Consider the following 23,497-nt stretch of genomic DNA (forward strand, 5'->3'; position numbering starts at 1 on the left):
TTGTTGGTCTCTTCGACGATCCGGACAGCTCCCTCACGGAACTCCCGGTCGTACTTCTTCCGCTTCTCTGGCATCTCGATCCTCATTGTCGATGCCTCTACGGTCCGGGGGGAACCTCAGGTCGATGGACTCGGGATCTTGGTTGGTCAACACAAGACAGCCGACCAGCGCTACCGGGCGGCGATCGCCAAGGGCCTCACCATCCTGCGCGACGCCGGCTACCCCCTCGACCCGGGCGCTCTGCACACGCACGCGATCGCTAGCGGGTGGCGAGCCAGCAACGCCGCGAAGCTCCGCGAGGTCGCCACCCGCATCAACGAGGGCCGCATCATTCAGGGCATGAAGTCAGCGCCCTTAGCCGACGACGTGCTGACCCACTGGCGTGCTCGGGCCTCGGCACATGCGACGCCGGAGGACTGACGGATGACCCGAAAGCACGCCAACCCCAGAAATACGACCTGCGCCCCCGCCGGGCGTCCCGAAGGTGACCGGGCGGAGGGCTCACCTAGTGGCGAGTCGCCCGACGTCGACCCAAGCACTGGCTGCACCTTCGGCGAGGTGGTCCCGACGCGAAGTACAGCCACCTCGAAGGTCGAGGCGCAGGTGCGAGACTTCCTACGAGATGCTGGCTACGAAGTCCCGAGGAACCGGGCTGGCGTGCTGTGTCATCACACCGACCCGAAGTGGTCCTTCCTGACCCTCACCCCCGACGTCTTGCTGGCGGACCTCCGCTTGGCCGTTGAAGTGGACCCATGCGATCCGAGCCCGTCGCACCGCGGATCGAGTCACGTGGGCGAGGAAGCTAAGGACCGGATTCGCAACGACCTGCTTGCCGCCGTGGGGTGGACAGTCATCCGACTCCGACTCGGCGCAGTCGAGGGCAGTCACATCGGCGACCGGGACGTGGTCGTCGAGTCCTCAGCCTTCACTAAGGCAGCACAACGCGCACTGACTCACGCCATCGACGATTTCAAACACGGGCGGCCGGCAACTATTCGCGTGGTGAAAAAGGGCGAAAGTCCAAAGCCAGCCCAGCGGCGGTCCCACATCGTCAACATCAAGCTCGACCCCTACAGCGACGACACCTACTGGTTCACATGGTATCCGGACCTCGAACAGCCAGAAAACTACTCGTTCAGGCTCGCGGCGGCCGGCCGCTACCTTTACCGCCAAGGCTTTCTAGACCAAGTCGACCTTGATCTCGTTCCCCCCGACGACTGGAAGGCGCGACTGACCTCCTATCTGGACGGCAGGTCGCCGGCCGATCTTCGCGGCACGACCAAGTGGCCGTGGGGAGACCTACTCCTCGTACCGACCGACCCCAGTGACCCCGTCGCGGCCGCGATCGTCGGCGCAAGTGATCATGAGAAGCAAACCATCGACGTCATCGGATTCTGGTTCACGGTTAGCGGCGACCAGATCGGCGCTTTCTCCGACGACTCGCTGGATCGCAGTGATGGCAGCTCCCTAGCAACCATGCACCCGGCGGCCGTCGAGGCCGGGTACAGGTTCGCCGCCGTTACCCTGAACCAGGGCTATCGGGGCCCGTATCAGCGCGTCGTCGTGACGCGCGCTCCCCGGGGGTAAGACCCAAAGATGCTTCCACGTGCTCGCCGGCGCCGTCGGACTCTCCTTGCGGCGAGATCGGGACGTCGCTCAGATGCGGCTACTAGACGATTCCGGCAGGACCGGCGTCCGGCCAGACTCGGTCCAGGTGTCCGACGGGGTGCTCTCTATGCGGCTGCCCACCCGTTGCAGGTGTGGCTCGTTTCCGGTCTGCGTCCCCGTCGTCCACCGTGTCGAGGTGTGGCTCAAGAGGGGACTGCCCAGCTCTCAGTAGCAGTGCCCGCCTCGCGTCCCACTTGATGTCGCGAGAAGGGGCGGAGCGCAGATGGCGAGGGTGTTCATCGGGGTCGATCCCCACAAGCTGTCGGCGACGATCGAGGTCGTCGACTCCCAGGAGAAGGTGCTGGCCACCGGCCGGTTCGACACCGACAAGGCCGGCTACGCAGCGATGCGCAAGCACGTCGCACGGTGGCCGGACCGGGTCTGGGCGGTTGAGGGAAGCGACGGCGCAGGCCGGCCCCTGGCACAGCGGCTGCTCGCCGACGGCGAACACGTCGTCGACGTCCCGCCAAAGCTGTCGGCTCGCGTGCGGCTCTTCGACAGCGGCCACAACCGCAAGACCGACGCCTACGACGCACACGCCGTCGCCGCGGTCGCGGTACGCACCAAGAACCTCGAGTGCTTGCCTACGAGCAAGAGCTCGAGGCGCTGCGCATGCTGTCCGAGCGGCGCGTCGAGCTCATCAGCCACCGAGTCCAGATCGTCAACCGGCTGCAGCGCTTGCTCTCCGAGCTGCTGCCCGGACAGGCCAAGCCGAACCTCACAGCGCTGCAAGCCAAAGCGATTCTCTCCTCGCGCCGACCACGGGACTTGGCCAAGAAGACCCGCAAGCGAATGGCACTCGAGCAGGTCGAGGACCTGGTCGTGGTCGATGCCCGGATCAAGGCCATCAATAAAGAACTGAAGGCGATGGTCCTCGCGACCGGGTCACTTCTGATGGACCTACCAGGCATCGGACCCATCGGCGCCGCCCGGATCCTGGCCGATGTCGGAGACGTGAACCGGTTCGCCGATCGCGACCGCTTCGCATCCTGGACCGGCACCGCACCCCGGGACGCCTCCTCCGGTGAGCAAGTCCGACACCGGCTGTCCCGCGCCGGCAACCGCAGATCAACCACATGCTGCACATGGCTGCCACCAGCCAGATCCGTCTCGACACCGAGGGCCGCGCCTACTACCGACGCAAACGTGCCGCCGGGAAGACTCACTTGGAAGCGATGCGCTGCTTGAAGCGACGGATCTCAGACGCGGTGTATCGCCAGCTCGTGGCCGACGCAAGTAGGGCTGCCGCCGCATCGGTCATCGACGAGGCGCAGGCGGGCCCGGGAGGGCACTGCGGGGCGACTGACGAATTCAGCGCGGTCGACCTGCTCCCGCACATCGACACTTCGGATCAGCCACTCCCGGACCCGCAGCCGAGACGCTACGCCGCGACCTCCTCGGGTCGGAAGACGTTGTCCCCGGACGTACTCCCGCGCACTGGTTGACAACAGAGGGGTGCCGGAAAGACGCAGTTGCGAAAGACCTCATCGCCGCAGATCCGGCTACGTCCGCGGCAAACCGGAGTAGAGACCTACCGTCTGCGAGTTCGCTGCTTCGGCAGTCCGTCGAGCGCGTCGACGAGTTCATCCAGCGACATCGCAGAACCCCCGAGGTTTCGAGGTATGCCGCCGAGCACCGAGATCGCATGACCATTGATGAGGTCGAGCGCGTGCTGTTGCCCGTTCGTCAGATAGTGGACAGTCTCTCGGTCCTTCCTCCGAAGGCTCGTGGTTTGACGCCTTCCAGTCACCGACTATTTTGAGCGGATCTGGTCACGTCTTCACATACGTCAGAACGTATGGCCGAGCCGAGGCAGCCCAAACGCCTCCTCGCTAGGAACCAATCGGCCCGATCCGGCCAATCGGGCCCTCGACGGTAGTTCCTTCCTTTGGCGCCCGAGCACGCAACCTTCACGCCCACGCGGCGGCTGTAGTTGGGATGCGGCACGGGATCAACCTACGAGGCTAATAGTGGACGGCCGCTCATCGGCATGAGTCGCGTCCTCCGACCGCACAGGCGGCAGTAATGGCTTTCCGTGACGCGAACATTGCGGCGGCGCCCGGGCACGTCAAGCCCCAGTGCTCAGCCGCTTGGTCCCAGCTCGACTGGGCTGGTGCTCGTCTCCACGCCATCCGGAGTAGCGGCGCCCCGCGGGCTTGCTGCCTGCCGCGGCTCGAGGACGCTGCTCATCGCCTGGGGATTCTCCTTCAGCCAGCGCGTCTGCCCGACGTACACGCCGTGAAGTTTCCGTTCGTGCCCGCGGATGACCACCGACATCAGTACCACCCACGCCGCACCCGTCCATGCGACCATCAGGTTCGTCCGCCCCAGCACACTCTGGTCTTCTGCGCCGTAGATCACAAGCGAGACGACGATCGGGACAACGAAAAGGAGTCCGGACGTCGCCGAATGGAACCGCTTGCGCTTGCGAGGCGTCTCCGGGTCGACGCTATAGCCGCGGACGTACCGATACACCCAGTAGAAGAAGCAGACGGCCATCCCGACAGTTACTAGCGCCCGGCACACATCGGCGCCCCAAGCTTCGATCAGTACCGTGAGATTGGGCGTCACCATCAGGACGAGCCCGGCGAGGTAGATCAGGGTCGACAGCCGCATGAGGTCCTGGCGCACTGTTCGACCCATGCGAGTTGCGGACTCGCGACTCTTCTCGGCTGATCGGCGCTCATAGCCATGGCTGATCACGAGCGAGAGCCCGAAGCTGAGAATGAGTGTGGCTGCGGAGATGAGACGCGGCCAGTGGGAGCCGTGATGGACAGAAGGCCCGTAGGCGAGGAGCGAGGAGCCGAACACCAAGTAGGTCGCGATGCCCAGCGCGAGGATCATCTCCAAGCCAATCCGGTACATCGATCCCATGTAGAGAGACCGGTTCCGAGTGTTGCTCGGCATCTTCGTGTTCAGCAGTAAGAGGTAGGCAGTTAACAGCTCGGAGGGCTTGACGTCCGGAAACTGCCGCTCAAGGTAGTCGGTCGGCTGGTTCTCGTTGAATGCCGCTGACCGCGCGGGGATGTCCCAGAAGTACAGGAACAGTCCCACCGCCAACGCCGACACGAGGCCTACGAACGCGTCGCTGGCGAGCCCGAGGTCCTCGTCAGGGGCAACGGTCGTGAATGCGGCCGTCCCCGTGGCGAAGGTCACCAGGCCGGGGATGACAATCCGGATTCCCTCGTAGCTATCGAATGAGCCAGGCGCCACTTCTCCGATTGTCGACATCAGAGTAGAGACTCGACCTTAGGCAGCGGCGCACCGCCCGACCCGTCCCCTGCTCGCCGTTCCAGCGCCCGAATCGTCGCTTCCGAGGCGGCGGTTCGCATCCAACCCGGAACCTCCGAGCCGAGATCCATGAGGGCAGCGGCGGCCGCGCGGGAGTCCTGGACGCCTTCGGGGCGAGTCAGGAAGTTCAACGTCGGCGCGTGATGGTGGACCGCGAGGGTGCGGATCAGCAGTCCCCAAAGCAGAGACGAATCGGTGGTGGTGGCGCGCTTCCTGATAGCGCTGAACGCTCCCTCGTCGAGGTCAATCCGGCACAGAAGCGGGACAATCCGCATAAGCACCCAATCCGAGAGCGCAGGCTCGGAAGCGAGGGCCCGGATGCGCGCGGCCACGGCGTCGTCGGACGCGAACGCGCTGAGGTAGTGGACGAGTCGTGGGGCGTCGATGCTGTTCGCGTGCAGAGCCGCGAAGGCGTAGTCAATCGCCGAGGGGTCAAGTTCCCGCGCGAGCCGGGGGAGGACGAACCGCAGTCGTCGTCGGTCACCGGTTGAAACCGCACTGATAAACACCGAGCGCAGTGCTGCGCTAACGGCATTCTCCGGCTCGTCCTGAGGGTGGTAGACGCTGTCGAGCGGGACCCCGTGCCGGGTGCGTCGGTACTCCAGCGTGGGCATGATCTCGAGCTTCGCGTCGTTCAACCTCATGTCGAGCTGCCCCAGCGCATTGCGAAGCGATTGGACCACGCGGTCGGCCTCCGCCCTGGTCGAGGTGAAGATGCGGTAGTCATCGATCCATCGCGTGAACGGAACGCCCAGGGCTCGGTCAACTGGGGCCAGAACGGCGTTGGCGATGAGCCGGGCGTCGCCGTAGCCGGCGGGTAGCCCGGCCACCCCCCTGCGTCGGAACTGGAGGAGGAGGTCGACCATCGGTTCGATGGCCGACTCGAAGTCGGATCGCAGCGCAAGGCGGACCGCATGCGGAGACACTGAGTCGAAGAAGTTGCTGACATCAGCGACGACGACCCACGAGCTCTGTTCGCTCAGGGCCTCAGCGAACGCGCGAAACCGGCGATATTCTTCGCTGTAAGAGACGTCGCCGGTCGCGCCGAGCCGGTAGCCACAGACGGCCGGGTCGAGGACCTCATCGCTGACTTCCCGCAGCGGTTGGACCGCGCTCCTCAATGCGCTGAGCGCCGAACCGCTCAGGACGGGTGCTCGCCGTACGCCTCCGCCGACCCGCGGAACGTCCGTCAGCCGCACGTCCTCCTTAGCAACACGCGGGTCCAGGACCGCCTCGCCCAGGTCGACGTCTGCAAGAACGTCCGGCACCCACCGAGTCGCCAGATCCTCAGCAAGATCGACCAGGAGATCGCTATGCACGCGTCGTTCTATCAGCCGCATGCCCGGAGCCTAAGGCCCGCGACCGACAGTGGGCCGGACCCGGTGCACGGGTCGGTCCTCGCGCCGGCTCGGGCGCTCCGCGAATGTCGGACTGCAGGACGCGCTGCCTCTGCGATTCGGACGGCGTCATTCTGGGCGCGATGCCCGTGTCCAGGCGTCGTCGCTTCGGGTCTCTCTACCGCTGCTGCTCCAGTCCCAGCGTCCAGGTGATCACCGTCGTGGCGCGCCAGCGGAGATGCTTCCCGACGCGGAAACCTTGAGGCCCGTACCCCGTCGTTCGCCAGGCATAGACGGTCTGCTTGGGCACTCCGAGGTAGTTCGCCACGTCTTCGATGTTCCACAGCTCCTGGTGCTCCATCGGCTTGGTCGGACGGTGAGTCGGCAGCGGAGGCGGCGTCGGGACTGGCGGGCGGCTGTCCCGCGGCTGGTCCCAGAGGGTCGGCTGGTCCTGGGCCTTCTTGTTGTGTCGCATAGCGTCGGATCTCCCGAGGTCGATGGTGGTTGCGGCTCGCTAGTCACCAAAGGGCGGCGACCACCCGCGGGCGATCACCTCGAGTAGTTCGGGTCCCGTTTCCCTCAGCGACCGCAAGGGACCACGACCGATGGAATGGCACTAGTCGTCGGCCTCGACCGTTGTCGGGCGGCGCGGTTACCGTGATCGGGTCAGAGAGGAAGGCCATGGCGTTTATGGCGCAGCCACCGGGGGCCGTCCATGCCTGAGGGAATCAGCCGTCGCGGCGACTCTTGGCGGGCTCGCTACCGCAACCCCGAGACCGGTCGCCAGCACGAGCGGTCATTCGACAAGCAGGTCGACGCGGTCCGCTGGCGCCGGCAGCAGCTCGACGCCCTGGACCGTGGCCGCTGGGTCGATCCCGAGGCGGGCAAGGTGTCGTTCCTGGCCTACTTCGAGGCCTGGGGTCGAGACCAGCTGTGGACCGATGGCACGCGGAAGGCGATGTCGCTGGCCGCCCGGTCCACGACCTTCGCTGAAGTCGACCTGCGTCTGATTCGTCCTAGCCACGTCGAGGCGTGGGTGAAGTCGATGACGGTGGCCACTGCAACCAGACCGCGCCCTCTCGCGCCGGGCACAATCAAGACCCGGTTCGTCAACGTCCGGTCCGTGTTCCGCGCAGCCGTTCGTGACGGCATGATCGCCCTCGACCCGACCGCCCAGGTCCGCCTTCCCCGGCTGCGCAAGCGGGAGGCGGCGATGACGATTCCCTCCCCCGAGGTCGTCCGAGCAGTCCTCGAGGGCTCGGCGCCGCGGTTCCGCGCCTTCGTCGGGCTGTGCGCCTTCGCCGGCCTGCGGCTGGGAGAGGCTGCCGCGCTTCAAGTCGGCGACGTCGACTTCCTGCGCCGGCAGGTGCACGTGCGCCGGCAGGTCCAACGTCTCGACGGCGCGGTCGAGATCCGGTTGCCGAAGTACAACTCCGAGCGCACCGTCCATGTCCCGGACGCACTGCTGGAGATGCTCTCGGAGCACGTTGCGCTGGGGCTGCCCTACGACTGGCTGTTCGCCGAGGTGGAGGACGTCCCGCCGCACCAAAACACCGTCGGTCACCGGTGGCGCACCACCCTGACGAGGGCGGGGGTCACCGGTGTCCGGCTGCACGACCTACGGCACTTCTACGCCTCCGGGCTGATCGCCGCGGGCTGCGACGTGGTCGCCGTCCAGCGTGCCTTAGGCCACGCGAAGTCGACCACGACGCTGACCACCTACGCGCACCTGTGGCCCTCCGCGGAGGACCGGGTGCGCGACGCCGCGGCGCAACTGTTCACCGAAGTCGCCGGCTCTAGTGAGGGCACTGTGAGGGCAGAACGGCCCTGAAAGGACTCAACACCTCGTCTGACCTGCGCAAACAGCGCTCGCTCACACGTTGAAGCGGAACTCCACCACGTCGCCGTCGGCCATCACGTAGTCCTTGCCCTCCATGCGGACCTTGCCGGCCTCCTTGGCCTTCTGCATGGAGCCGGCCTCGACGAGGTCGGCGAAGGAGACGATCTCGGCCTTGATGAAGCCGCGCTGGAAGTCGGTGTGGATGACGCCGGCGGCCTCGGGGGCGGTGGCGCCCTTCTTGATCGTCCAGGCCCGGGTCTCCTTGGGGCCGGCGGTCAGGTAGGTCTGCAGGCCGAGGGTGTCGAAGCCGACCCGGGCGAGGACGTCGAGGCCCGGCTCCTCGACGCCCATCTCGGCCAGCATCGCGCGGGCCTCCTCGTCGTCGTCGAGCTCGACCAGCTCGGACTCGAACTTGGCGTCGAGGAAGATCGCCTCGGCCGGGGCGACGATCGCGCGCATCCGGTCCTTGAGCGCCTCGTCGGCCAGCTCGTCGGCGTCGCAGTTGAAGACGTAGATGAACGGCTTGGCGGTCAGCAGCGACAGCTCGCGCACCAGCTCGCGGTCCACCGAGGTGGCGATGACCGGGGTGCCGGCCTCGAGGTGGCCCAGCGCCTCCTTGGCGGCGTCGAGGTTGGCGACGAGCGACTTGTTGCCGCGCGCCTCCTTCTCCAGCCGCGGGATCGCCTTCTCGACCGTCTGGAGGTCCGCGAGGATCAGCTCGGTCTGGATGGTGGAGATGTCGTTGGCGGGGTTGACCTCGCCGTCGACGTGGGTGACGTCCTCGTCGCGGAACACGCGCGTGACCTGGCAGATCGCCGCTGACTCCCGGATGTGGGAGAGGAACTTGTTGCCCAGGCCCTCGCCCTCCGACGCGCCGCGGACGATGCCCGCGATGTCGACGAACTCCACGGTCGCCGGCAGCACCTTGGCGCTGCCGAAGATCTCCGCGAGCACCGGCAGCCGCTCGTCCGGCACGCCCACGACCCCGACGTTCGGCTCGATGGTGGCGAACGGGTAGTTCGCCGCGAGGACGTCGTTCTTGGTCAGGGCGTTGAAGAGGGTGGACTTGCCCGCGTTGGGGAGCCCGACGATGCCGATGGTGAGAGCCACGGGCGGCGAGTCTACGGAGCGGCGAGGGACCCGGCCGAATCACGACCGGGTCCCTCCAGATGCTGCCGCGTCAGCGGAAGCGGCGCAGCAGTCCGCGCACGCCGCGGCCGATCGCCTCGTCCTGCGTACGACGACCGGTGCCGCCGGGCGTCCGCCGCCCCGCGCCGAGCCCGCCGGTGCCGACGCCGGTGCCGACACCCCCGGCACGCGGCGTACGACGCGCTCCGCCGGCGACCCTGCTCACGACCTGGTTCAACACGCCCATCTCGATCTCCTCCCTCGGTGCTGGACACCTCCGGTGCCCGCGTGGAGCCGGCGCAACCGGCCCGCCGGCGGGGTGGCAGCATCGCCGCGTGGACGTCGACCGGATCCGTGCCTGCTTCCCCGCCCTCGACCTGGGGGCCGCCCACTTCGACGGGCCGGGCGGGTCGCAGGTGCCGCGGCAGGTCGCCGACGCGGTCGCAGCCGCCATGACCGCCGGGCTGGGCAACCGCGGCACCACCACCGAGGCCGAGGCCCGCACCGAGCGCGTCGTCGCCGAGGCCCGCACGGCCGCCGGCGACCTGCTGGGCACCGACCCCCGCGGGGTCGTCCTCGGCCGCTCGATGACCCAGCTGACCTTCGACCTGGCGCGCACCCTCGCGCGGGCATGGGGGCCCGGCGACGAGGTCGTCGTGACCCGGCTCGACCACGACGCGAACATCCGGCCGTGGGTGATCGCCGCCGAGCGCGCCGGGGCGACGGTCCGCTGGCTCGGCTTCGACCCCGCGACCGCACAGCTCGACGACCTCGCTCCCCTGCTCTCCGAGCGCACCCGGCTCGTCGCGTTCACGGCGGCGTCCAACCTGCTCGGCACCCGCCCGGACGTACGCCGCCTGGCGGACGCGGCCCACGAGGTCGGCGCCCTGGTGCACCTCGACGCGGTGCACCTGGCTCCGCACGCGCCGGTCGACCGGGTGGCGCTCGGGGCCGACCTGCTCGCGTGCTCGCCGTACAAGTTCTTCGGGCCCCACCTGGGCGTGCTCGCCGCGGACCCGGCGTTCCTGGAGACCCTGCACCCCGACAAGCTGCTGCCCTCGACCGACGCGGTGCCCGAGCGGTTCGAGCTCGGCACGCTCCCCCACGAGCTGCTGGCCGGCGTGACCGCGGCGGTCGACTTCATGGCCGGCCTCGAGCCGGGCGCGACGGGCACGCGTCGCGAGCGGCTGGTCGCCTCGATGACCGCCCTCGAGGCGCACGAGGACGCGCTGCTCGACCACCTGCTCGACGGGCTCCGCGCGGTCCCGGGGGTGACCCTGCACGGCGCGGCCGTCGCCCCCGGGGCCCGGCGCACGCCGACCGTGCTGCTCACGCTGGCGGGCCACGCCCCGGCGGACGTCGCCCGGCACCTCGCCTCGGTGGGCGTGAACGCGCCGGCGGGCCATTTCTACGCACTCGAGGCGTCGCGGCACGCCGGGCTCGGGGACACCGGTGGCGTGCGGGCCGGCCTGGCGGCGTACACCACCGTCAAGGACGTCGACCGGCTCGTCGCCGGCGTCGCGGAGCTGGCGCGCGCCTGAGGTCACGCCGTCGAGGGCACCGCCTCGGCCCGACGGCCCGACCAGGTCAGCCAGCCGCTGACGGCGGCGTAGTAGGCGACGTACGCCAGGGAGGCCGCGACCAGCAGCGGCGCGGGGTCGGGCAGGTCGATCACGAGCAGCGCGTAGACGCCCAGCCAGGCGGTCGCCAGCGTCATGTTGAGCCCCCACAGCGCCTCGGTGCGCGAGGGGTAGACGTAGCGCACCGGCACGAAGACCAGCACCGCGAGCACGAGCAGCAGCACCACCGTGGCCGTCACCGACAGGTCGAGCACGAAGACGTGGAAGGCCACGATGTTCCAGTAGCTCGGGAACCCGCGGAAGAAGTGGTCCTCGGTCTTCGCGTCGCTGCGGCAGAACTGGTAGCACGACGCCACCAGCGGCAGCGCCGCCACGACGCCGCCCCACGCGCCGTCGGGGAGCCGGCCGGTCGCCCACAGCAGCACCATCGGGGCGAAGGCGTAGGTCAGGTAGTCGACGATGTTGTCCAGCAGCGCCCCGTCGAGCTCCGGCACGACCTCCTTGACGCGGAACCGCCGCGCCAGGAACCCGTCGGTGCCGTCGACCAGCATCGCGACGAGGAAGAGCCAGAGCACCGCCTCGACGCGTCCGTCGTAGGACAGGTGGACCATGAGCAGGCCCAGCACCACCCCGGTCGTCGTGTACGCGTGCACCATCCACGCAGCAGCCCGGGCCATGGCTCGACCCTAGGCGCTGCCTAGGCTGGCGTGCGTGCGCATCGCCACGTGGAACGTCAACTCCCTCCGCTCCCGCATCGCCCGCGTCGAGGCGTTCCTCGAGCGGCACGACGTCGACGTGCTCGCGCTGCAGGAGACCAAGGCCCGCGAGGAGCAGGTGCCGCTCATGGGCCTGCAGTCGATGGGCTACGAGGTGGCGTACGCCGGCACCAACCAGTGGAACGGCGTCGCGGTGCTCAGCCGGGTCGGCCTCGAGGACGTCGAGGTCGGCTTCCCCGGCCAGCCCGGCTGGGGCGACCCGGCGGAGTCCGAGGCGCGCGCGATCGGCGCGACCTGCGGCGGCGTGCGGGTGTGGTCCCTCTACGTCCCGAACGGCCGCAAGGTCGACGACCCGCACTACCACTACAAGCTCGACTGGCTCGGTCGCCTGCGCGAGGCCGCCCAGGAGTGGCGCGGGACGCCGACGGCGCTCGTCGGCGACTGGAACATCGCCCCGACCGACGAGGACGTCTTCGACCCCCGGCAGTTCGCGACCTCCACCCACGTCACCCCGCGCGAGCGTGCGGCGTTCCAGGGCTTCCTCGACGACGGGTACGTCGACGTCGTCCGGCCGCACGCGCCGGGACCGGAGGTCTACACCTACTGGGACTACTACCGGCAGCGCTTCGAGCGCAACCGCGGCCTGCGCATCGACTTCGTGCTCGGCTCGGCGCCCTTCGCCGAGCGGGTGACCGGCGCGTTCATCGACCGTGAGGAACGCGCCGGCCAGGGCGCCTCGGACCACGCCCCGGTCGTCGTCGACCTGGACTGATCCCGCGGGCCCGGTCGCTCAGCCCCCGATCGGGTTGGCCTTCTTCACCGCACGCTTGGTCGACTTGACGCCCGACTTCGCCGCGCCGGTGATGCCCTGGGTCAGCAGCGTCAGGCCCGCACCGACCAGCCACACGTCCTTGGCGACGCCGATGCCCTCCTGGCTGGGCCGGATGCCGTCGTCGAGGGTCATCGAGGGGGTCTTGAGGTACATCCCCAGCAGGCTGGCGCCGAACGCCGTCAGCGCGCCCCCGGCGACCGTCGAGGACACCTTCGGCGTCAGCAGTGCCGCGCCGACCGCGATCTCGCTGTAGGCCAGCAGCTGGGTGAAGCTCGTCGGCTTCATGTCCTTGAACACCGCGGGGTACGTCGCGGCCGCGGCGCCGTGGAGGTACGCCGCCGTCCCCTCGTCGGCGCCGAGCTTCCCGATGCCGGAGTTGAGGATGAACGCGCCGGTGGCGGCGCGGAGCGGGACATGGGTCAGGTTCACGGGTGGCTCCTCGGTCGGGGACGGGCTCTTCGCCGGTGACCCTTCGCCAGTGACCACGGCCGGGCGAGGTCAATCTCCGCCGGCGCCACGGCGTACGCCGCGCGGGCCTCCCGGCCACTGTCGGTGCCGCCGGTCATGCTGCGACCCATGCAGACGGTGACGTTGTTCCTCGCGCTGGCGGTGGGGCTCGCGCTCGGTGCGGTGGTCGGCGTGCTCTGGGCGCGCTCGCGGCCGGCGGCGGTCGAGGGGGCGCTCGAGTCCGCGGAGGTGATGCAGGGCCTGGACCGGCTCAGCGACCAGCTGCGCCACCTGGACCTGCAGCGCGAGGGGTGGACCGGCCGGCTGCACCAGCAGGTCGACGACCTGCGCCGGGAGACCCAGTCGCTCGCCACCGCCCTGCGCAAGCCCCAGGTCCGGGGCCGGTGGGGCGAGCTGCACCTGCGCCGCGCGGTCGAGCTGGCCGGCCTGGTCGACCGGTGCGACTTCACCGAGCAGGTCCGCCTCGACGACGGGGCGCTGCGGCCGGACCTCGTCGTCAACCTGGTCGGCGGACGGCGGGTGGTCGTCGACGCCAAGGTGCCGTTGGACGCCTACCTCGACGCCACCTCGACCGACGACGACGCCGAGCGTCGCCACCACCTCGCGCGGCACGCCCGCCAGCTGCGCACCCACGTCGAGCAGCTCGGCTCCAAGGCCTACTGGCGCTCGTTGCCGGAGACCCCGGAGTTCGTGGTGCTCTTCGTGCCGGCCGAGTCGTTCCTGGCCGCCGCGCTGGAGACCGACGGCGGGCTGCTCGAGCACGCCGCCGCCAAGCAGGTCGTGCTGGCCTCCCCCACCACACTGATCGCACTGCTCCGCACCGTCGCCCACGGATGGACCCACGAGGCGCTGGCCGACCAGGCCCGGGAGATCCACCGGCTCGGACGCGACCTGCATGCCCGGCTCGGGACGTTCGGCGGGCACCTCGATGCGGTCGGCCGCTCGCTCAACGCCGCCGTCGGGCACTACAACGGCGCGGTCGGCTCGCTGGAGTCCCGGGTCCTGGTCGCGGCGCGCCGGTTCACCGACCTCGCCGTCACCGACGACGAGCTGCCGGCCCCGCGGGCCGTCGAGCTGCGGGCGGTGGACCGGCGTGCCGTCCCCGACGACGCCGACCGCGGCCCTACCGTGGCCTGAGGCGCCTCGGTCCCGCGGAGCACCGGCGCCGAGGAGGAGTCGTGGAGCGTGCCAGGACGGTGTGGGAGGAGGGCCACGAGCCCGCCTCCGGAGTCGTCGCGCTCGGCCTCGCCGTCGCGCTGACCGCGGTCGTCCTCGACGTCTGGCTCTTCGACGACGTCGGCCTGCTGTTCGACCTCTGCTTCGTCGCCCTCTGCGTGGCGCTCGCCCTGCGGGTGCGCCCCACGGACTTCTTCGTGGTCGGGGTGCTCCCACCGCTGCTGATGCTCACCGTGTTCGTCCTGCTCGGCAGCACCCGTCCCGACGCGATCGCCGAGCCCCACGACGGCGCCGTCCAGGCGGTCGTCTCCGGGCTCTCCACCCACAGCGCCGCCCTCGTCAGCGGCTACCTGCTGTGCCTTGCCTGCCTGTTCGTCCGCCAGCGCGTGCTCGCCGCCCACGGCCGACCCACGGACCTGCTCGGCTCCTGATCGCCCCGCCCCGGGCCGGTCACCGGGTAGTCCGCCACCGGAGCGCCCGATGGGGGGATAGTCACGGACGAAAACGTCCTCCAGGGCCACCGGGGAGGACGAAAACGTCCGTGACTACCCCGTCAGCCGGCCGCGCCCATCACCGGGCCGGCCAGGTCGGACAACCTCAGGCCTCGAAGCGGTCGGGGTCGCCGGCGCCGCGACGTACGACCTCGGGGACGCCGTCGGACCAGTCGACGACCGTCGTGGGCTCCGCCGGGGTCTCGCCGCACTCGACGACGAGGTCGACCTCGTGGTCGAGGTCCTCCTTGATCTCCCAGCCCATCGTGCGGGCCTCGGTCTCGCCGGGGAGGATGAGCGTGCTGGACAGCAGCGGCTCGCCGAGCTGCTCGAGCAGCGCCTGGACGAAGACGTGGTCGGGGATCCGCACGCCGACGGTCTTCTTCTTCGGGTGCAGGAGCCGACGCGGCACCTCCGGCATGCCGGGGAGGATGAAGGTGTAGGGCCCCGGCGTGGCCGCCCGGATCGCGCGGAACGCCGCGTTGTCGACGTGGACGAGCTGCCCGAGCTGGGAGAAGTCCCGGCACACCAGCGTGAAGTGGTGCCGGTCGTCGAGGCCGCGGATCCGCAGGATGCGGTCCCGACCGTCGCGGTTGCCGATGCGGCAGCCGAGCGCGTAGCCGGAGTCGGTCGGGTAGGCGATGAGCGCGTCGTCGTGCAGCGCGTCCACCACCTGCTGCAGGAGGCGGGGCTGGGGGTTGTCGGGGTGGATGTCGACGAAACGGGCCACCGCTGGAGCCTAGACCCGTCCAGACCGGAGCCCTCCCCCGCGTTTGCCGACGCCTCCCGGCGGGCAGGCTGGCGCGGGTCCGTGAGCCGGGACTGGGGGGTGTGTGTGCTCGTGGGGACAGGTCTGCGCCGGATGAGGTACGCCGCCGCGGTGGCTGCGGCCGCCGTGGTGACCGGCGTGCTCGCGCCGGCCGCCGTGCCGTCGCTCGGCGCGACGGCCCACGCCGCCCGCACCGACCTGCCGGCGACGCTCGACACGCGTGCCCTGCAGACCTCGACGGTGCAGGTGCCGGTGCCCGCCGGGGTGGACCCGCGCTGGGTGACCGGCGCGCTGACCGTGGCCGACGGCGCCCGTGGCACCGTGCTGCTGCTCGTGGACGGCCGGGTCGTCCGCAGCGCGGCCGCCCGGCCGTGGCAGCGGGTCGCGCTCCCGGTCGGCCGCGACGACGTCGGGCCCGACGGAACGGTGAGCCTCGGCGTGCGGTTCCGGCCGGAGGGCGAGCGGACCGGCTGCCGGCCGCTCGAGCCGTACGACGTCCGGCTCACCAACCTCGCGCTGCTGCACCAGGGCACTGAGCGGGTCGACCTCGACCCGGCGCGGTTCCTCCCGGCCGCCGCCTCCCGGGTCGACGTCGTCGTCCCGCGGGAGGCCTCCGACGACGTGCTGTCGGCCGGGCTGGCCGCCGTGGCCGCCCTGGCCGCGCGCTACCCGGCGGGCGTCCCGGTCGGCCTCACCACCGCCGACGTGGTCCTTCCCCGCACCGGCGCCGGCCAGCGGGTCCTCCGGATCTCGCCCGGCCCGACGACCGCCGAGCCGACCGCCGAGGTCCGGTTCGGCCTGCCGAGCCTCACGGTGACCGGCTCCGGGGACGAGCTGCGCAGCGCGGTCCTCGACCTCATCGGCGAGGACGCCGCGGACGCCGAGGACACCGCGACCGGCACCCGCCCCGAGGCGGAGCCGGGCTCGACCGTCACCCGCACGCTCGCGGAGCTGGGGGCCCGCGCCGCCGACGCGGAGCTGAGCGGGTACGGCCGCACCGCCAGCCTGCTGCGCATCCGGCAGGACGCGTTCGGCGGACCGGTCGACCGGCTGGACCTCAGCCTCGCCGGCGCCCACACCAGCGTCCCCACCGGCAGCCAGGCGCGGCTCGACACCTACCTCGACGACCGGCTCGTCGACTCCCGCACGCTGGGCGACGGCGGGACCTTCGCCGTCGAGACCAGCGTGCCCGGCTCACGGCTCGCCTCCACCGCCGAGCTCGAGCTGGTGCTGACCGCGGTGCCCGAGGACGGCTGCACCGCCGGCACGCTGCTGCCCCTGGAGGTGCAGCTGGACCGCGACGACTCGGCGCTGAGCGCCGAGGTCGCCGGTGGGCCGGACGCCGGCCTCGAGGCGTTCCCGCAGGTGCTCGCGGGCCGGCTGCCGGTGGCGCTGCGCGGTGGAGAAGCCGCCCGGACCGCCGCGGCGGCCGACGCGGCGCAGGTGGTCGCGAGCCTGCAGCGCGCCGCGGCGTACCCCCTCGAGGTCGGGCTCGTCTCCCCCGAGGCGCTGCTCGCCGACGGGCCGGGGCTGCTCGTGGGCGCCACCTGGGCCGACACCGTCGCGGCCGGTGCGCGCCTGCGGCCCGACACCGACGGCCCCCGCGGCGCAGCCCTCCAGGCGGCCGGCGACGACGAGGCCCCGCTGCTGGTCCTCGGCACGCTCGGCGCCCGTTCCGGCGTGCTGCGCACATGGGTCGCCGAGCAGACGGCCCGTGACGGCTGGGACGGGCTGACCGGCGACGCGCTGGTCAGCGACGGCGGCGCCGCGCGCCCGCTGGTCGCCCTGGACCCGCGGGCCGTGCCCGGCGAGGCGGCCCAGGACGTGCCGGACCTGGCCCCGGACGGGGAGGGGCGGTCCTACGTGGGCTGGTTCGCGGCCGGCATCGTGGTGCTGCTGCTGCTCCTCGGCCTGCAGCTCGCCGCGACCCTGCGTCGGCGCGCGGCCCGGGCTCCCGGGACGGCGGCGCCGCGCGGCTCCGCGACGTCGGTCAGCGGGTCTGCGCCGCGGCCTTGAGGTCGCGCCGCAGCTCCTTGGGCAGCGCGAAGATCAGGCTCTCCTCGGCGGTGTGCACGGCCTTGGCGTCCGGGTAGCCCCGCTCGGCCAGGTAGGCCAGGACGCCGTCGACCAGCGACTCCGGGACGCTCGCGCCGGAGGTCACGCTCACGGTGCGGACCCCGTCGAGCCAGGCCTCGTCGATCTCGGAGGCGTCGTCGACGCGGTACGACGCCTTGGCGCCGGCCTCGAGGGCGACCTCGACCAGGCGCACGGAGTTCGAGGAGTTCCCCGACCCCACGACGATGACCAGGTCGGCGCCGAGGGCGATCTCCTTGACCGCGAGCTGGCGGTTCTGCGTGGCATAGCAGATGTCGTCGCTCGGCGGGTCGAGCAGCAGCGGGAACCGCTCGCGGATCGCGGCCACGGTCTCGAGCGTCTCGTCGACGCTGAGCGTGGTCTGGGAGAGCCAGGCGACGCGAGCCGGGTCGCGCACGACGATGCCGGCGACGTCCTCGGGGCCCTGGACGAGCTGGATGTGGTCGGGCGCCTCGCCGGCGGTCCCCTCGACCTCCTCGTGGCCCTCGTGGCCGATGAGCAGGATGTCGTAGTCCTCGGCGGCGAACCGCTTCGCCTCGTGGTGCACCTTGGTCACCAGCGGGCAGGTCGCGTCGATCGTCTTCAGCTCGCGCTCGGCGGCCTGGCGGTGCACCTCGGGGCTCACGCCGTGCGCGGAGAAGACGACCGTGCGGCCGGTCGGGACCTCGTCGAGCTCCTCGACGAAGATCGCGCCGCGGCGCTCGAGGTCGGCCACCACGTGCTTGTTGTGGACGATCTGCTTGCGCACGTAGACCGGGGCGCCGTACAGGTCCAGGGCCTGCTCGACGGTGACGACCGCGCGGTCGACACCGGCGCAGTAGCCCCGCGGTGCCGCGAGGAGGACGGCCTTCTCGGCCTCCTCCGGCGACAGGATCGGGGGCATGCCCATGTCGGTGCTCATGCCACCAGGATAGGGACGTCGGTGGCATCCCCTAATCTCGCGGCCATGGCCCTGGAGACCTCGCCCGCGGCGCCGGCGCCCGTGCGGCAGATCGCCAACGCGATCGCGGGCTGGGTCGACCGCCTCGGCGCGGTGTGGGTCGAGGGCCAGGTGGCCCAGGTCAGCCGCCGCCCCGGCATGGGCACCGTCTTCATGACGCTGCGCGACGCGGTCGCCGACATCTCGGTGCCGGTCACCTGCTCGCGGGTCCTCTTCGACGGGCTCAACCCGCCGCTCGTCGAGGGCGCGAGCGTCGTCATCCACGCCAAGCCGTCCTACTACGCCAACCGCGGCACCCTGTCCCTGGCCGCCCGCGAGATCCGCATGGTCGGGCTCGGCGAGCTGCTCGCGCGCCTCGAGCGCCGCCGCCAGCTGCTGGCGGCCGAGGGCCTCTTCGAGCGCCAGCTCAAGCGCCCGCTGCCGTTCCTGCCCACGCGCGTGGGGCTGGTGACCGCGCCCAACAGCGCCGCCGAGCGCGACGTCCTGGAGAACGCCCGCCGCCGCTGGCCCGCCGTCCGCTTCGAGGTCGCGTACGCCGCCATGCAGGGCACCCGCGCGTGCGCGGAGGTCATGGAGGCGCTCGACCGGCTCGACCGGCACCCGGAGGTCGACGTCATCGTGGTCGCCCGCGGGGGCGGCTCGGTCGAGGACCTCCTGCCGTTCTCCGACGAGGCGCTCGTGCGTGCCGTGGCCGCCACCCGCACACCGGTGGTCTCCGCGATCGGCCACGAGCCGGACCAGCCGCTGCTCGACCTGGTGGCCGACGTCCGCGCGTCGACGCCCACCGACGCCGCGAAGCTGGTCGTGCCCGACGTCGCCGACGAGCTGCGCGGCGTCGCGGCGGCGCGGGACCGGCTCCGCTCGGTGCTCGCCGGCTGGATCGCCCGGGAGCAGGCCGGTCTGGACGCGCTGCGCTCGCGTCCCGCGCTGGCCGACCCGCGCTCGCTGGTCGACGCGCGGGTCGCCGAGGTCGAGCAGCTGCGCGACCGGGCGCGCCGCACGCTGGGCCACCGCCTCGACCGGGCCGCCGACGACATCGGCCACCAGCGCGCCCGCGCCCGGGCGCTCTCGCCGCTGGCGACCCTCGAGCGGGGCTACGCCGTGCTGCAGGACGCCGACGGCCACGTCGTCACGTCCGTGACCGCCCTCGCGACCGGGGCGCCGGTGAGCGTGCGGGTGGCCGACGGCCGGGTGCACGCCACCACCACCGGGGTCGAGGCCGACCCCCTGGAGACCACCGGAGGAACCGATGGCTGACCCCACGCCCCAGCAGGAGCTGTCCTACGAGGCCGCCCGGGAGGAGCTGATCGAGGTCGTGCGCCGGCTGGAGGCCGGCGGCACCACGCTCGAGGAGTCGCTCGCGCTCTGGGAGCGGGGCGAGCACCTCGCCACCGCCTGCCAGCAGTGGCTCGACGGCGCGCGGCAGCGCCTCGACAGCGCCCTCGAGGACGACGCCTGACCCCTCGGGTCAGCCGGCGGAGCCCGCCACCGGATCGGTGACGAGGAGGCCGGCGAACAGGGCGAGGTCCTCCTCGGGGGCCGAGCCGTAGACCAGCACGGTCTCCTCGCCGAGCTCGGCGACGTACGCGTGGTCCCCACCCTCGTCGCTGTAGGCCTCCCAGGTCCGGGCGACGCCCGAGTCCAGCTCGAGCGGGGCCTCCTCCTCGGTGTCCTCGTCGACGTGCTCCTCGAGCAGGTCCTCGACGCTGTCCTCCTCCTGGCGCAGGCCGATGAACCGGCCGTCGTCGGTGAGGACGGCGAGGAAGAACTCCGGCCGCTGGCCCGCCGACGACGCCTCGACGTTGGTCGCGATCCAGCCGGCCGGCAGGGCCGGCGGGTAGGCGGGCTCGCGCCCCGCGGTCTGGACCGCCGCGACGGCGTCGAGGTAGTCGACCGGCTCGGGCTCGACCTCGAGCTCGTTGCGGAACACCGAGCGGAAGACCACGACGCCGATGACGGCCACCACCACGACGATCATCGAGCCGATGAGGCCGTTCGTCGTGCGCTGGTAGCGGCCAGGCTTGCCGGTCTCACTCACGGGCTCATCCTCTCAGCCGCTCCGAGCGGGCCGACCGCGCGGGCCCCGCCACCCGGATCGAACCGCACCTGCGGCAGAATCATGGCGCAGGAGCCCGCAGGTGCGGCATGATCTGCCGCCATGACGACGTACCGCGTCTCCGAGGCCGCCGCCCTCCTCGGCGTCAGCGACGACACCCTGCGCCGCTGGGTCGAGGCCGGCCGGCTCAGCACCGCCACCGAGGGAGGCCGCACGGTCGTCCCCGGCGCCGGCCTCGCCGCGCTCGCGGAGTCCCTCGCCGACTCGCCGGACCGCGAGCAGAACCGCGCGGCGTCGGTCAGCGCCCGCAACCGGCTCTCGGGGATCGTCACCCGGGTCGTGCGCGACCGGGTGATGTCCCAGGTGGAGGTGGTGTGCGGCCCCTACCGGCTGGTGTCGCTGATGAGCACCGAGGCCGCCGACGAGCTGGGCCTGGAGCCCGGCGTGCGCGCGATCGCCTCGGTCAAGTCCACCAACGTCGTCGTGGAGCGTCCGTGAGGCGCGCGGCGGCGGGGCTCGCCCTCGCCCTCACCGGCGCCCTCACCGGCGCGGCCGCCGGCTGCTCGGCGGGCGAGGACGACGGGACCCGCCTGCGCGTGCTGGCCGCGGCATCGCTGTCGAGCACGTTCGAGGAGCTCGCCGCGGAGTTCGAGCGCACGCACGAGGGGGTCGACGTCCAGCTGTCCTTCGGCGGGTCCGCCGACCTCGTCGCGCAGGTGCAGGAGGGCGCGCCTGCCGACGTGCTCGCCACCGCCGACACCGCGACGATGGACCGGCTGGTGACCGAGGGGCTCACCGACGGCGCCCCCGAGGTGTTCGCGACCAACGTCCTCCAGCTCGCCGTCCCCGCCGGCAACCCCGCCGGGGTCCGCGGCCTCGCCGACCTCGACACCGGCAGCAGCACCGGCGCCGGCTCCGCCGCCGAGGACGTCGACCTGGTCGTCTGCGCCCCGGAGGTGCCCTGCGGCGCCGCGGCCGTCCGCCTCGCGGAGGTGGCCGGCGTACGCCTCTCCCCCGTCAGCGAGGAGCAGTCGGTCACCGACGTGCTCGGCAAGGTCACCTCCGGCGAGGCCGACGCCGGCCTGGTCTACGTCACCGACGTGCGCGCGGCCGGCGACGCCGTCGAGGGCATCGCGGTCCCCGAGGCCGACCAGGTCGTCAACGAGTACCCCGTCGCCACCCTCGCCGACAGCGACGAGGCCGACCTGGCGCGGGAGTTCGTCCAGCTCGTGCTCGGCGCGACCGGGCGCGAGGTGCTCGACACCGCGGGCTTCGGGGCGCCGTGAGGCCCGGCGTCCCGCGCTGGGTCCTGGTGCCCGCCGCGCTGGGCGCGGCGTTCGTGCTCCTGCCGCTCGTCGCGATCATCGCCCGCGTGCCGTGGACGGACGTCGGCACGCTGATCGGGTCCGATGCGTCGCGCGACGCGCTGTCCCTGAGCCTGCGGACCTCGGCGGCCAGCACCGTGCTGTGCGTCGTGCTGGGCGTCCCGATGGCGGTCGTGCTCGCGCGCACCTCCTTCCCCGGCCAGCGGGTCCTCCGGTCGCTGGTGCTGCTGCCGCTCGTGCTGCCGCCGGTGGTCGGCGGGCTCGCGCTGCTCTACACCTTCGGCCGCCGGGGGCTGCTCGGCGAGACGCTCGAGGTGCTCGGGGTCCAGGTCGCCTTCTCGACCGCGGCGGTGGTGATGGCGCAGACCTTCGTCGCGCTGCCGTTCCTCGTCGTCAGCCTCGAGGGTGCGCTGCGGACGGCCGGCGAGCGGTACGAGCTGGTCGCGGCCACCCTCGGCGCCCGGCCGACGACGGTCTTCCGCCGGGTCACGCTCCCGCTGGTGCTCCCCGGCCTGGCGTCCGGCGCGGTGCTGGCCTTCGCCCGCGCGCTGGGCGAGTTCGGGGCGACCGTCACCTTCGCCGGCAGCCTCCAGGGCGTCACCCGCACGATGCCCACCCAGATCTACCTGCTCCGGGAGACCGACGCCGACGGCGCCGTCGCGCTCTCGCTGGCGCTGGTCGTCGTCGCGGTGCTCGTGATCGGCGTCGCGCACCGGGGCCGGCCGGGCGGCGCGCTGTGACGCTCGAGCTCGCCGCCACGGTCACCGACCGCGACGTCGAGGTCGCCCTGGAGGTCGCCGACGGCGAGACGGTCGCGCTGCTCGGCCCGAACGGCACCGGCAAGTCGACCGTGCTCGCGGTCGCCGCCGGCCTGCTGCGCCCCGACCGCGGTCGGGTCGTCCTCGACGGCGAGGAGCTGACCGGCCGCCGCCTGGTGCCGCCGCACGCGCGGCGTACCGCCCTCCTCGCCCAGGACCCGCTGCTCTTCCCCCACCTGACCGCGCTGGAGAACGTCGCCTTCGGCCCCCGCTCCGCAGGGGTACGTCGCCGGGCGGCCCGCGACCGCGCCCGCGGCTGGCTCGCCGAGGTCGGCGCGGACGACCTGGCCGGGCGGCGTCCCGGCCGGCTCAGCGGTGGGCAGGCCCAACGGGTGGCGATCGCCCGGGCGCTGGCCGCCGACCCGCGGCTGCTGCTGCTCGACGAGCCGATGGCGGCCCTCGACGTCGCGGTCGCGCCGGCCCTGCGCCAGACCCTGAAGCGGGTGCTCGAGGGCCGCACCACCCTCCTGGTCACGCACGACGTGCTGGACGCACTGCTGCTGGCCGACCGGGTGGTCGTGCTCGACCGCGGCCGGGTCGTGGAGCACGGCCCGACCGCGGAGGTGCTCGCCCGACCCCGCAGCGCGTTCGCCGCCCGGGTCGCCGGGCTCAACATGGTCCGCGGCCGCTGGTCGGCCGGCGCCGTCCGTGCCGACGACGGCCGGGCGGTCGCCGGCTCGCCCTCCGGGCCGGCCCTGCGCGAGGGGGACGCGGCCGTGGCGGTCTTCCGGCCCCGCGCGGTCTCGGTGTTCCGCCACGCACCCGGCGGCAGCCCCCGCACCGCCCTGGACGTCGTCGTCACCGACCTCGAGCCGCACGGCGACCAGGTGCGCGTGCGGGCCGGGGACCTCGCCGCCGACGTCACCGTCCACGCCGCCGCCGAGCTCGACCTCGCACCCGGCGTCCCGGTCACGTTCGCGGTCAAGGCCACCGAGGTCGACGTCTACGCCCAATGAGCCGACCGCCCG

Annotated in this window: 25 protein-coding genes and 1 pseudogene; 16 read left to right on the forward strand and 10 right to left on the reverse strand. The window is 71.9% G+C overall.

Features of this window, described 5'->3' with window-relative positions; all coding sequences use genetic code 11:
- From QWY28_RS00005 to QWY28_RS00015, 4 genes and pseudogenes are all read left to right on the forward strand, one after another.
- Positions 1-420: DUF1889 family protein (locus QWY28_RS00005; RefSeq protein ID WP_300950246.1), on the forward strand; the 420-nt coding region annotated here is incomplete at its 5' end.
- Between the two features lie 3 nt (positions 421-423).
- Positions 424-1,587, forward strand: coding sequence for a putative endonuclease domain-containing protein (locus tag QWY28_RS00010; protein WP_300950247.1), 1,164 nt, complete (start codon positions 424-426; stop codon positions 1,585-1,587).
- Between the two features lie 304 nt (positions 1,588-1,891).
- Positions 1,892-2,197, forward strand: a pseudogene (locus tag QWY28_RS24410) (IS110 family transposase); the annotation flags it as partial.
- A 47-nt stretch (positions 2,198-2,244) separates the two neighbouring features.
- Positions 2,245-2,856 (forward strand): transposase, encoded by a 612-nt coding sequence (locus QWY28_RS00015; RefSeq protein ID WP_300950248.1) that lies wholly within the window; start codon positions 2,245-2,247, stop codon positions 2,854-2,856.
- 894 nt (positions 2,857-3,750) lie between these two features.
- On the opposite strand, the gene QWY28_RS00020 is transcribed toward QWY28_RS00015, so the two are convergent.
- The 3 genes from QWY28_RS00020 to QWY28_RS00030 form a co-directional block, all read right to left on the reverse strand.
- Complete coding sequence (locus QWY28_RS00020; protein ID WP_300950249.1) at positions 3,751-4,824, reverse strand: hypothetical protein; 1,074 nt, start codon at positions 4,822-4,824, stop codon at positions 3,751-3,753.
- A gap of 74 nt (positions 4,825-4,898) precedes the next feature.
- On the reverse strand, positions 4,899-6,299 hold the full coding sequence (locus QWY28_RS00025; RefSeq protein WP_300950250.1) for an RNA-directed DNA polymerase: 1,401 nt from the start codon (positions 6,297-6,299) through the stop codon (positions 4,899-4,901).
- Between the two features lie 175 nt (positions 6,300-6,474).
- On the reverse strand, positions 6,475-6,657 hold the full coding sequence (locus tag QWY28_RS00030) for a helix-turn-helix transcriptional regulator (protein WP_300950251.1): 183 nt from the start codon (positions 6,655-6,657) through the stop codon (positions 6,475-6,477).
- A gap of 354 nt (positions 6,658-7,011) precedes the next feature.
- Between QWY28_RS00030 and QWY28_RS00035 the strand changes: the two genes are divergently transcribed.
- The gene (locus QWY28_RS00035) at positions 7,012-8,127 is read left to right on the forward strand and encodes a tyrosine-type recombinase/integrase (RefSeq protein WP_300950252.1); all 1,116 of its coding nucleotides are present in this window, start codon (positions 7,012-7,014) and stop codon (positions 8,125-8,127) included.
- A gap of 42 nt (positions 8,128-8,169) precedes the next feature.
- On the opposite strand, the gene ychF is transcribed toward QWY28_RS00035, so the two are convergent.
- Together ychF and QWY28_RS00045 are read right to left on the reverse strand one after the other, a co-directional pair.
- Positions 8,170-9,246 (reverse strand): redox-regulated ATPase YchF, encoded by a 1,077-nt coding sequence (gene ychF, locus QWY28_RS00040; RefSeq protein ID WP_300950253.1) that lies wholly within the window; start codon positions 9,244-9,246, stop codon positions 8,170-8,172.
- A gap of 70 nt (positions 9,247-9,316) precedes the next feature.
- Positions 9,317-9,511, reverse strand: coding sequence for a hypothetical protein (locus tag QWY28_RS00045; RefSeq protein ID WP_300950254.1), 195 nt, complete (start codon positions 9,509-9,511; stop codon positions 9,317-9,319).
- An 88-nt stretch (positions 9,512-9,599) separates the two neighbouring features.
- Here QWY28_RS00045 and QWY28_RS00050 point away from each other — a divergent pair, with 88 nt between their 5' ends.
- Positions 9,600-10,805 carry a cysteine desulfurase-like protein gene (locus QWY28_RS00050; protein WP_300950255.1) on the forward strand — a complete coding sequence of 402 codons (1,206 nt, stop codon included), beginning with the start codon at positions 9,600-9,602 and terminating at the stop codon, positions 10,803-10,805.
- A 2-nt stretch (positions 10,806-10,807) separates the two neighbouring features.
- On the opposite strand, the gene QWY28_RS00055 is transcribed toward QWY28_RS00050, so the two are convergent.
- Complete coding sequence (locus QWY28_RS00055) at positions 10,808-11,521, reverse strand: CDP-alcohol phosphatidyltransferase family protein (protein ID WP_300950256.1); 714 nt, start codon at positions 11,519-11,521, stop codon at positions 10,808-10,810.
- A 34-nt stretch (positions 11,522-11,555) separates the two neighbouring features.
- Between QWY28_RS00055 and QWY28_RS00060 the strand changes: the two genes are divergently transcribed.
- Positions 11,556-12,332 (forward strand): exodeoxyribonuclease III, encoded by a 777-nt coding sequence (locus tag QWY28_RS00060; protein WP_300950257.1) that lies wholly within the window; start codon positions 11,556-11,558, stop codon positions 12,330-12,332.
- Between the two features lie 18 nt (positions 12,333-12,350).
- Here the strand turns inward: QWY28_RS00060 and QWY28_RS00065 are convergent, their stop codons facing one another.
- Positions 12,351-12,821, reverse strand: coding sequence for a hypothetical protein (locus QWY28_RS00065; RefSeq protein ID WP_300950258.1), 471 nt, complete (start codon positions 12,819-12,821; stop codon positions 12,351-12,353).
- Positions 12,822-12,968: 147 nt separating this feature from the next.
- Between QWY28_RS00065 and QWY28_RS00070 the strand changes: the two genes are divergently transcribed.
- Together QWY28_RS00070 and QWY28_RS00075 are read left to right on the forward strand one after the other, a co-directional pair.
- Positions 12,969-13,997 carry a DNA recombination protein RmuC gene (locus tag QWY28_RS00070; RefSeq protein ID WP_300950259.1) on the forward strand — a complete coding sequence of 343 codons (1,029 nt, stop codon included), beginning with the start codon at positions 12,969-12,971 and terminating at the stop codon, positions 13,995-13,997.
- Positions 13,998-14,038: 41 nt separating this feature from the next.
- Positions 14,039-14,467 carry a DUF6542 domain-containing protein gene (locus QWY28_RS00075; protein WP_300950260.1) on the forward strand — a complete coding sequence of 143 codons (429 nt, stop codon included), beginning with the start codon at positions 14,039-14,041 and terminating at the stop codon, positions 14,465-14,467.
- A 166-nt stretch (positions 14,468-14,633) separates the two neighbouring features.
- Here the strand turns inward: QWY28_RS00075 and QWY28_RS00080 are convergent, their stop codons facing one another.
- On the reverse strand, positions 14,634-15,257 hold the full coding sequence (locus QWY28_RS00080; protein WP_300950261.1) for an L-threonylcarbamoyladenylate synthase: 624 nt from the start codon (positions 15,255-15,257) through the stop codon (positions 14,634-14,636).
- A 132-nt stretch (positions 15,258-15,389) separates the two neighbouring features.
- Between QWY28_RS00080 and QWY28_RS00085 the strand changes: the two genes are divergently transcribed.
- Positions 15,390-17,312, forward strand: a complete 1,923-nt coding sequence (locus tag QWY28_RS00085; protein ID WP_300950262.1) for a cellulose biosynthesis cyclic di-GMP-binding regulatory protein BcsB — start codon at positions 15,390-15,392, stop codon at positions 17,310-17,312.
- On the opposite strand, the gene QWY28_RS00090 is transcribed toward QWY28_RS00085, so the two are convergent.
- Complete coding sequence (locus QWY28_RS00090; protein WP_300950263.1) at positions 17,287-18,291, reverse strand: 4-hydroxy-3-methylbut-2-enyl diphosphate reductase; 1,005 nt, start codon at positions 18,289-18,291, stop codon at positions 17,287-17,289. The two genes, QWY28_RS00085 and QWY28_RS00090, sit on opposite strands and share 26 nt — an antisense overlap.
- Before the next feature lie 45 nt (positions 18,292-18,336).
- On the opposite strand from QWY28_RS00090, the gene xseA reads away from it, so the two are divergent.
- Positions 18,337-19,587 carry an exodeoxyribonuclease VII large subunit gene (gene xseA, locus QWY28_RS00095; protein ID WP_300950264.1) on the forward strand — a complete coding sequence of 417 codons (1,251 nt, stop codon included), beginning with the start codon at positions 18,337-18,339 and terminating at the stop codon, positions 19,585-19,587.
- Positions 19,580-19,789 carry an exodeoxyribonuclease VII small subunit gene (locus QWY28_RS00100; protein ID WP_300950265.1) on the forward strand — a complete coding sequence of 70 codons (210 nt, stop codon included), beginning with the start codon at positions 19,580-19,582 and terminating at the stop codon, positions 19,787-19,789. Before xseA ends, QWY28_RS00100 begins: the two co-directional genes overlap by 8 nt.
- Before the next feature lie 9 nt (positions 19,790-19,798).
- Here QWY28_RS00100 and QWY28_RS00105 read toward each other — a convergent pair whose 3' ends face one another.
- Positions 19,799-20,368 carry a DUF4245 family protein gene (locus QWY28_RS00105; protein ID WP_300950266.1) on the reverse strand — a complete coding sequence of 190 codons (570 nt, stop codon included), beginning with the start codon at positions 20,366-20,368 and terminating at the stop codon, positions 19,799-19,801.
- A gap of 120 nt (positions 20,369-20,488) precedes the next feature.
- On the opposite strand from QWY28_RS00105, the gene QWY28_RS00110 reads away from it, so the two are divergent.
- The 4 genes from QWY28_RS00110 to QWY28_RS00125 are packed head-to-tail and all read left to right on the forward strand — an operon-like array spanning position 20,489 to position 23,485.
- Positions 20,489-20,884: a TOBE domain-containing protein gene (locus QWY28_RS00110; protein WP_300950267.1), complete on the forward strand. Its 396-nt coding sequence runs from the start codon at positions 20,489-20,491 to the stop codon at positions 20,882-20,884.
- Positions 20,881-21,672, forward strand: a complete 792-nt coding sequence (modA, locus tag QWY28_RS00115; protein ID WP_300950268.1) for a molybdate ABC transporter substrate-binding protein — start codon at positions 20,881-20,883, stop codon at positions 21,670-21,672. Before QWY28_RS00110 ends, modA begins: the two co-directional genes overlap by 4 nt.
- Positions 21,669-22,451: an ABC transporter permease gene (locus QWY28_RS00120; protein WP_300950269.1), complete on the forward strand. Its 783-nt coding sequence runs from the start codon at positions 21,669-21,671 to the stop codon at positions 22,449-22,451. Before modA ends, QWY28_RS00120 begins: the two co-directional genes overlap by 4 nt.
- On the forward strand, positions 22,448-23,485 hold the full coding sequence (locus QWY28_RS00125) for a sulfate/molybdate ABC transporter ATP-binding protein (protein ID WP_300950270.1): 1,038 nt from the start codon (positions 22,448-22,450) through the stop codon (positions 23,483-23,485). The genes QWY28_RS00120 and QWY28_RS00125 overlap by 4 nt, the downstream gene beginning before the upstream one ends.
- Positions 23,486-23,497: the final 12 nt, after the last annotated feature.

Source organism: Nocardioides oceani (assembly GCF_030412965.1).
Lineage (GTDB): Bacteria > Actinomycetota > Actinomycetes > Propionibacteriales > Nocardioidaceae > Nocardioides > Nocardioides oceani.

What these genes read in the sequence shown, in the direction of transcription:
- QWY28_RS00010 (WP_300950247.1), top strand. Translation starts at nt 424, where the DNA reads ATGACCCGAAAGCACGCCAACCCCAGAAATACGACCTGCGCCCCCGCC.
- QWY28_RS00025 (WP_300950250.1), bottom strand. Translation starts at nt 6,299, where the DNA reads ATGCGGCTGATAGAACGACGCGTGCATAGCGATCTCCTGGTCGATCTT.
- QWY28_RS00030 (WP_300950251.1), bottom strand. Translation starts at nt 6,657, where the DNA reads ATGGAGCACCAGGAGCTGTGGAACATCGAAGACGTGGCGAACTACCTC.
- QWY28_RS00035 (WP_300950252.1), top strand. Translation starts at nt 7,012, where the DNA reads ATGCCTGAGGGAATCAGCCGTCGCGGCGACTCTTGGCGGGCTCGCTAC.
- QWY28_RS00045 (WP_300950254.1), bottom strand. Translation starts at nt 9,511, where the DNA reads ATGGGCGTGTTGAACCAGGTCGTGAGCAGGGTCGCCGGCGGAGCGCGT.
- QWY28_RS00055 (WP_300950256.1), bottom strand. Translation starts at nt 11,521, where the DNA reads ATGGCCCGGGCTGCTGCGTGGATGGTGCACGCGTACACGACGACCGGG.
- QWY28_RS00070 (WP_300950259.1), top strand. Translation starts at nt 12,969, where the DNA reads ATGCAGACGGTGACGTTGTTCCTCGCGCTGGCGGTGGGGCTCGCGCTC.
- QWY28_RS00085 (WP_300950262.1), top strand. Translation starts at nt 15,390, where the DNA reads ATGAGGTACGCCGCCGCGGTGGCTGCGGCCGCCGTGGTGACCGGCGTG.
- QWY28_RS00090 (WP_300950263.1), bottom strand. Translation starts at nt 18,291, where the DNA reads ATGAGCACCGACATGGGCATGCCCCCGATCCTGTCGCCGGAGGAGGCC.
- xseA (WP_300950264.1), top strand. Translation starts at nt 18,337, where the DNA reads ATGGCCCTGGAGACCTCGCCCGCGGCGCCGGCGCCCGTGCGGCAGATC.
- QWY28_RS00100 (WP_300950265.1), top strand. Translation starts at nt 19,580, where the DNA reads ATGGCTGACCCCACGCCCCAGCAGGAGCTGTCCTACGAGGCCGCCCGG.
- QWY28_RS00110 (WP_300950267.1), top strand. Translation starts at nt 20,489, where the DNA reads ATGACGACGTACCGCGTCTCCGAGGCCGCCGCCCTCCTCGGCGTCAGC.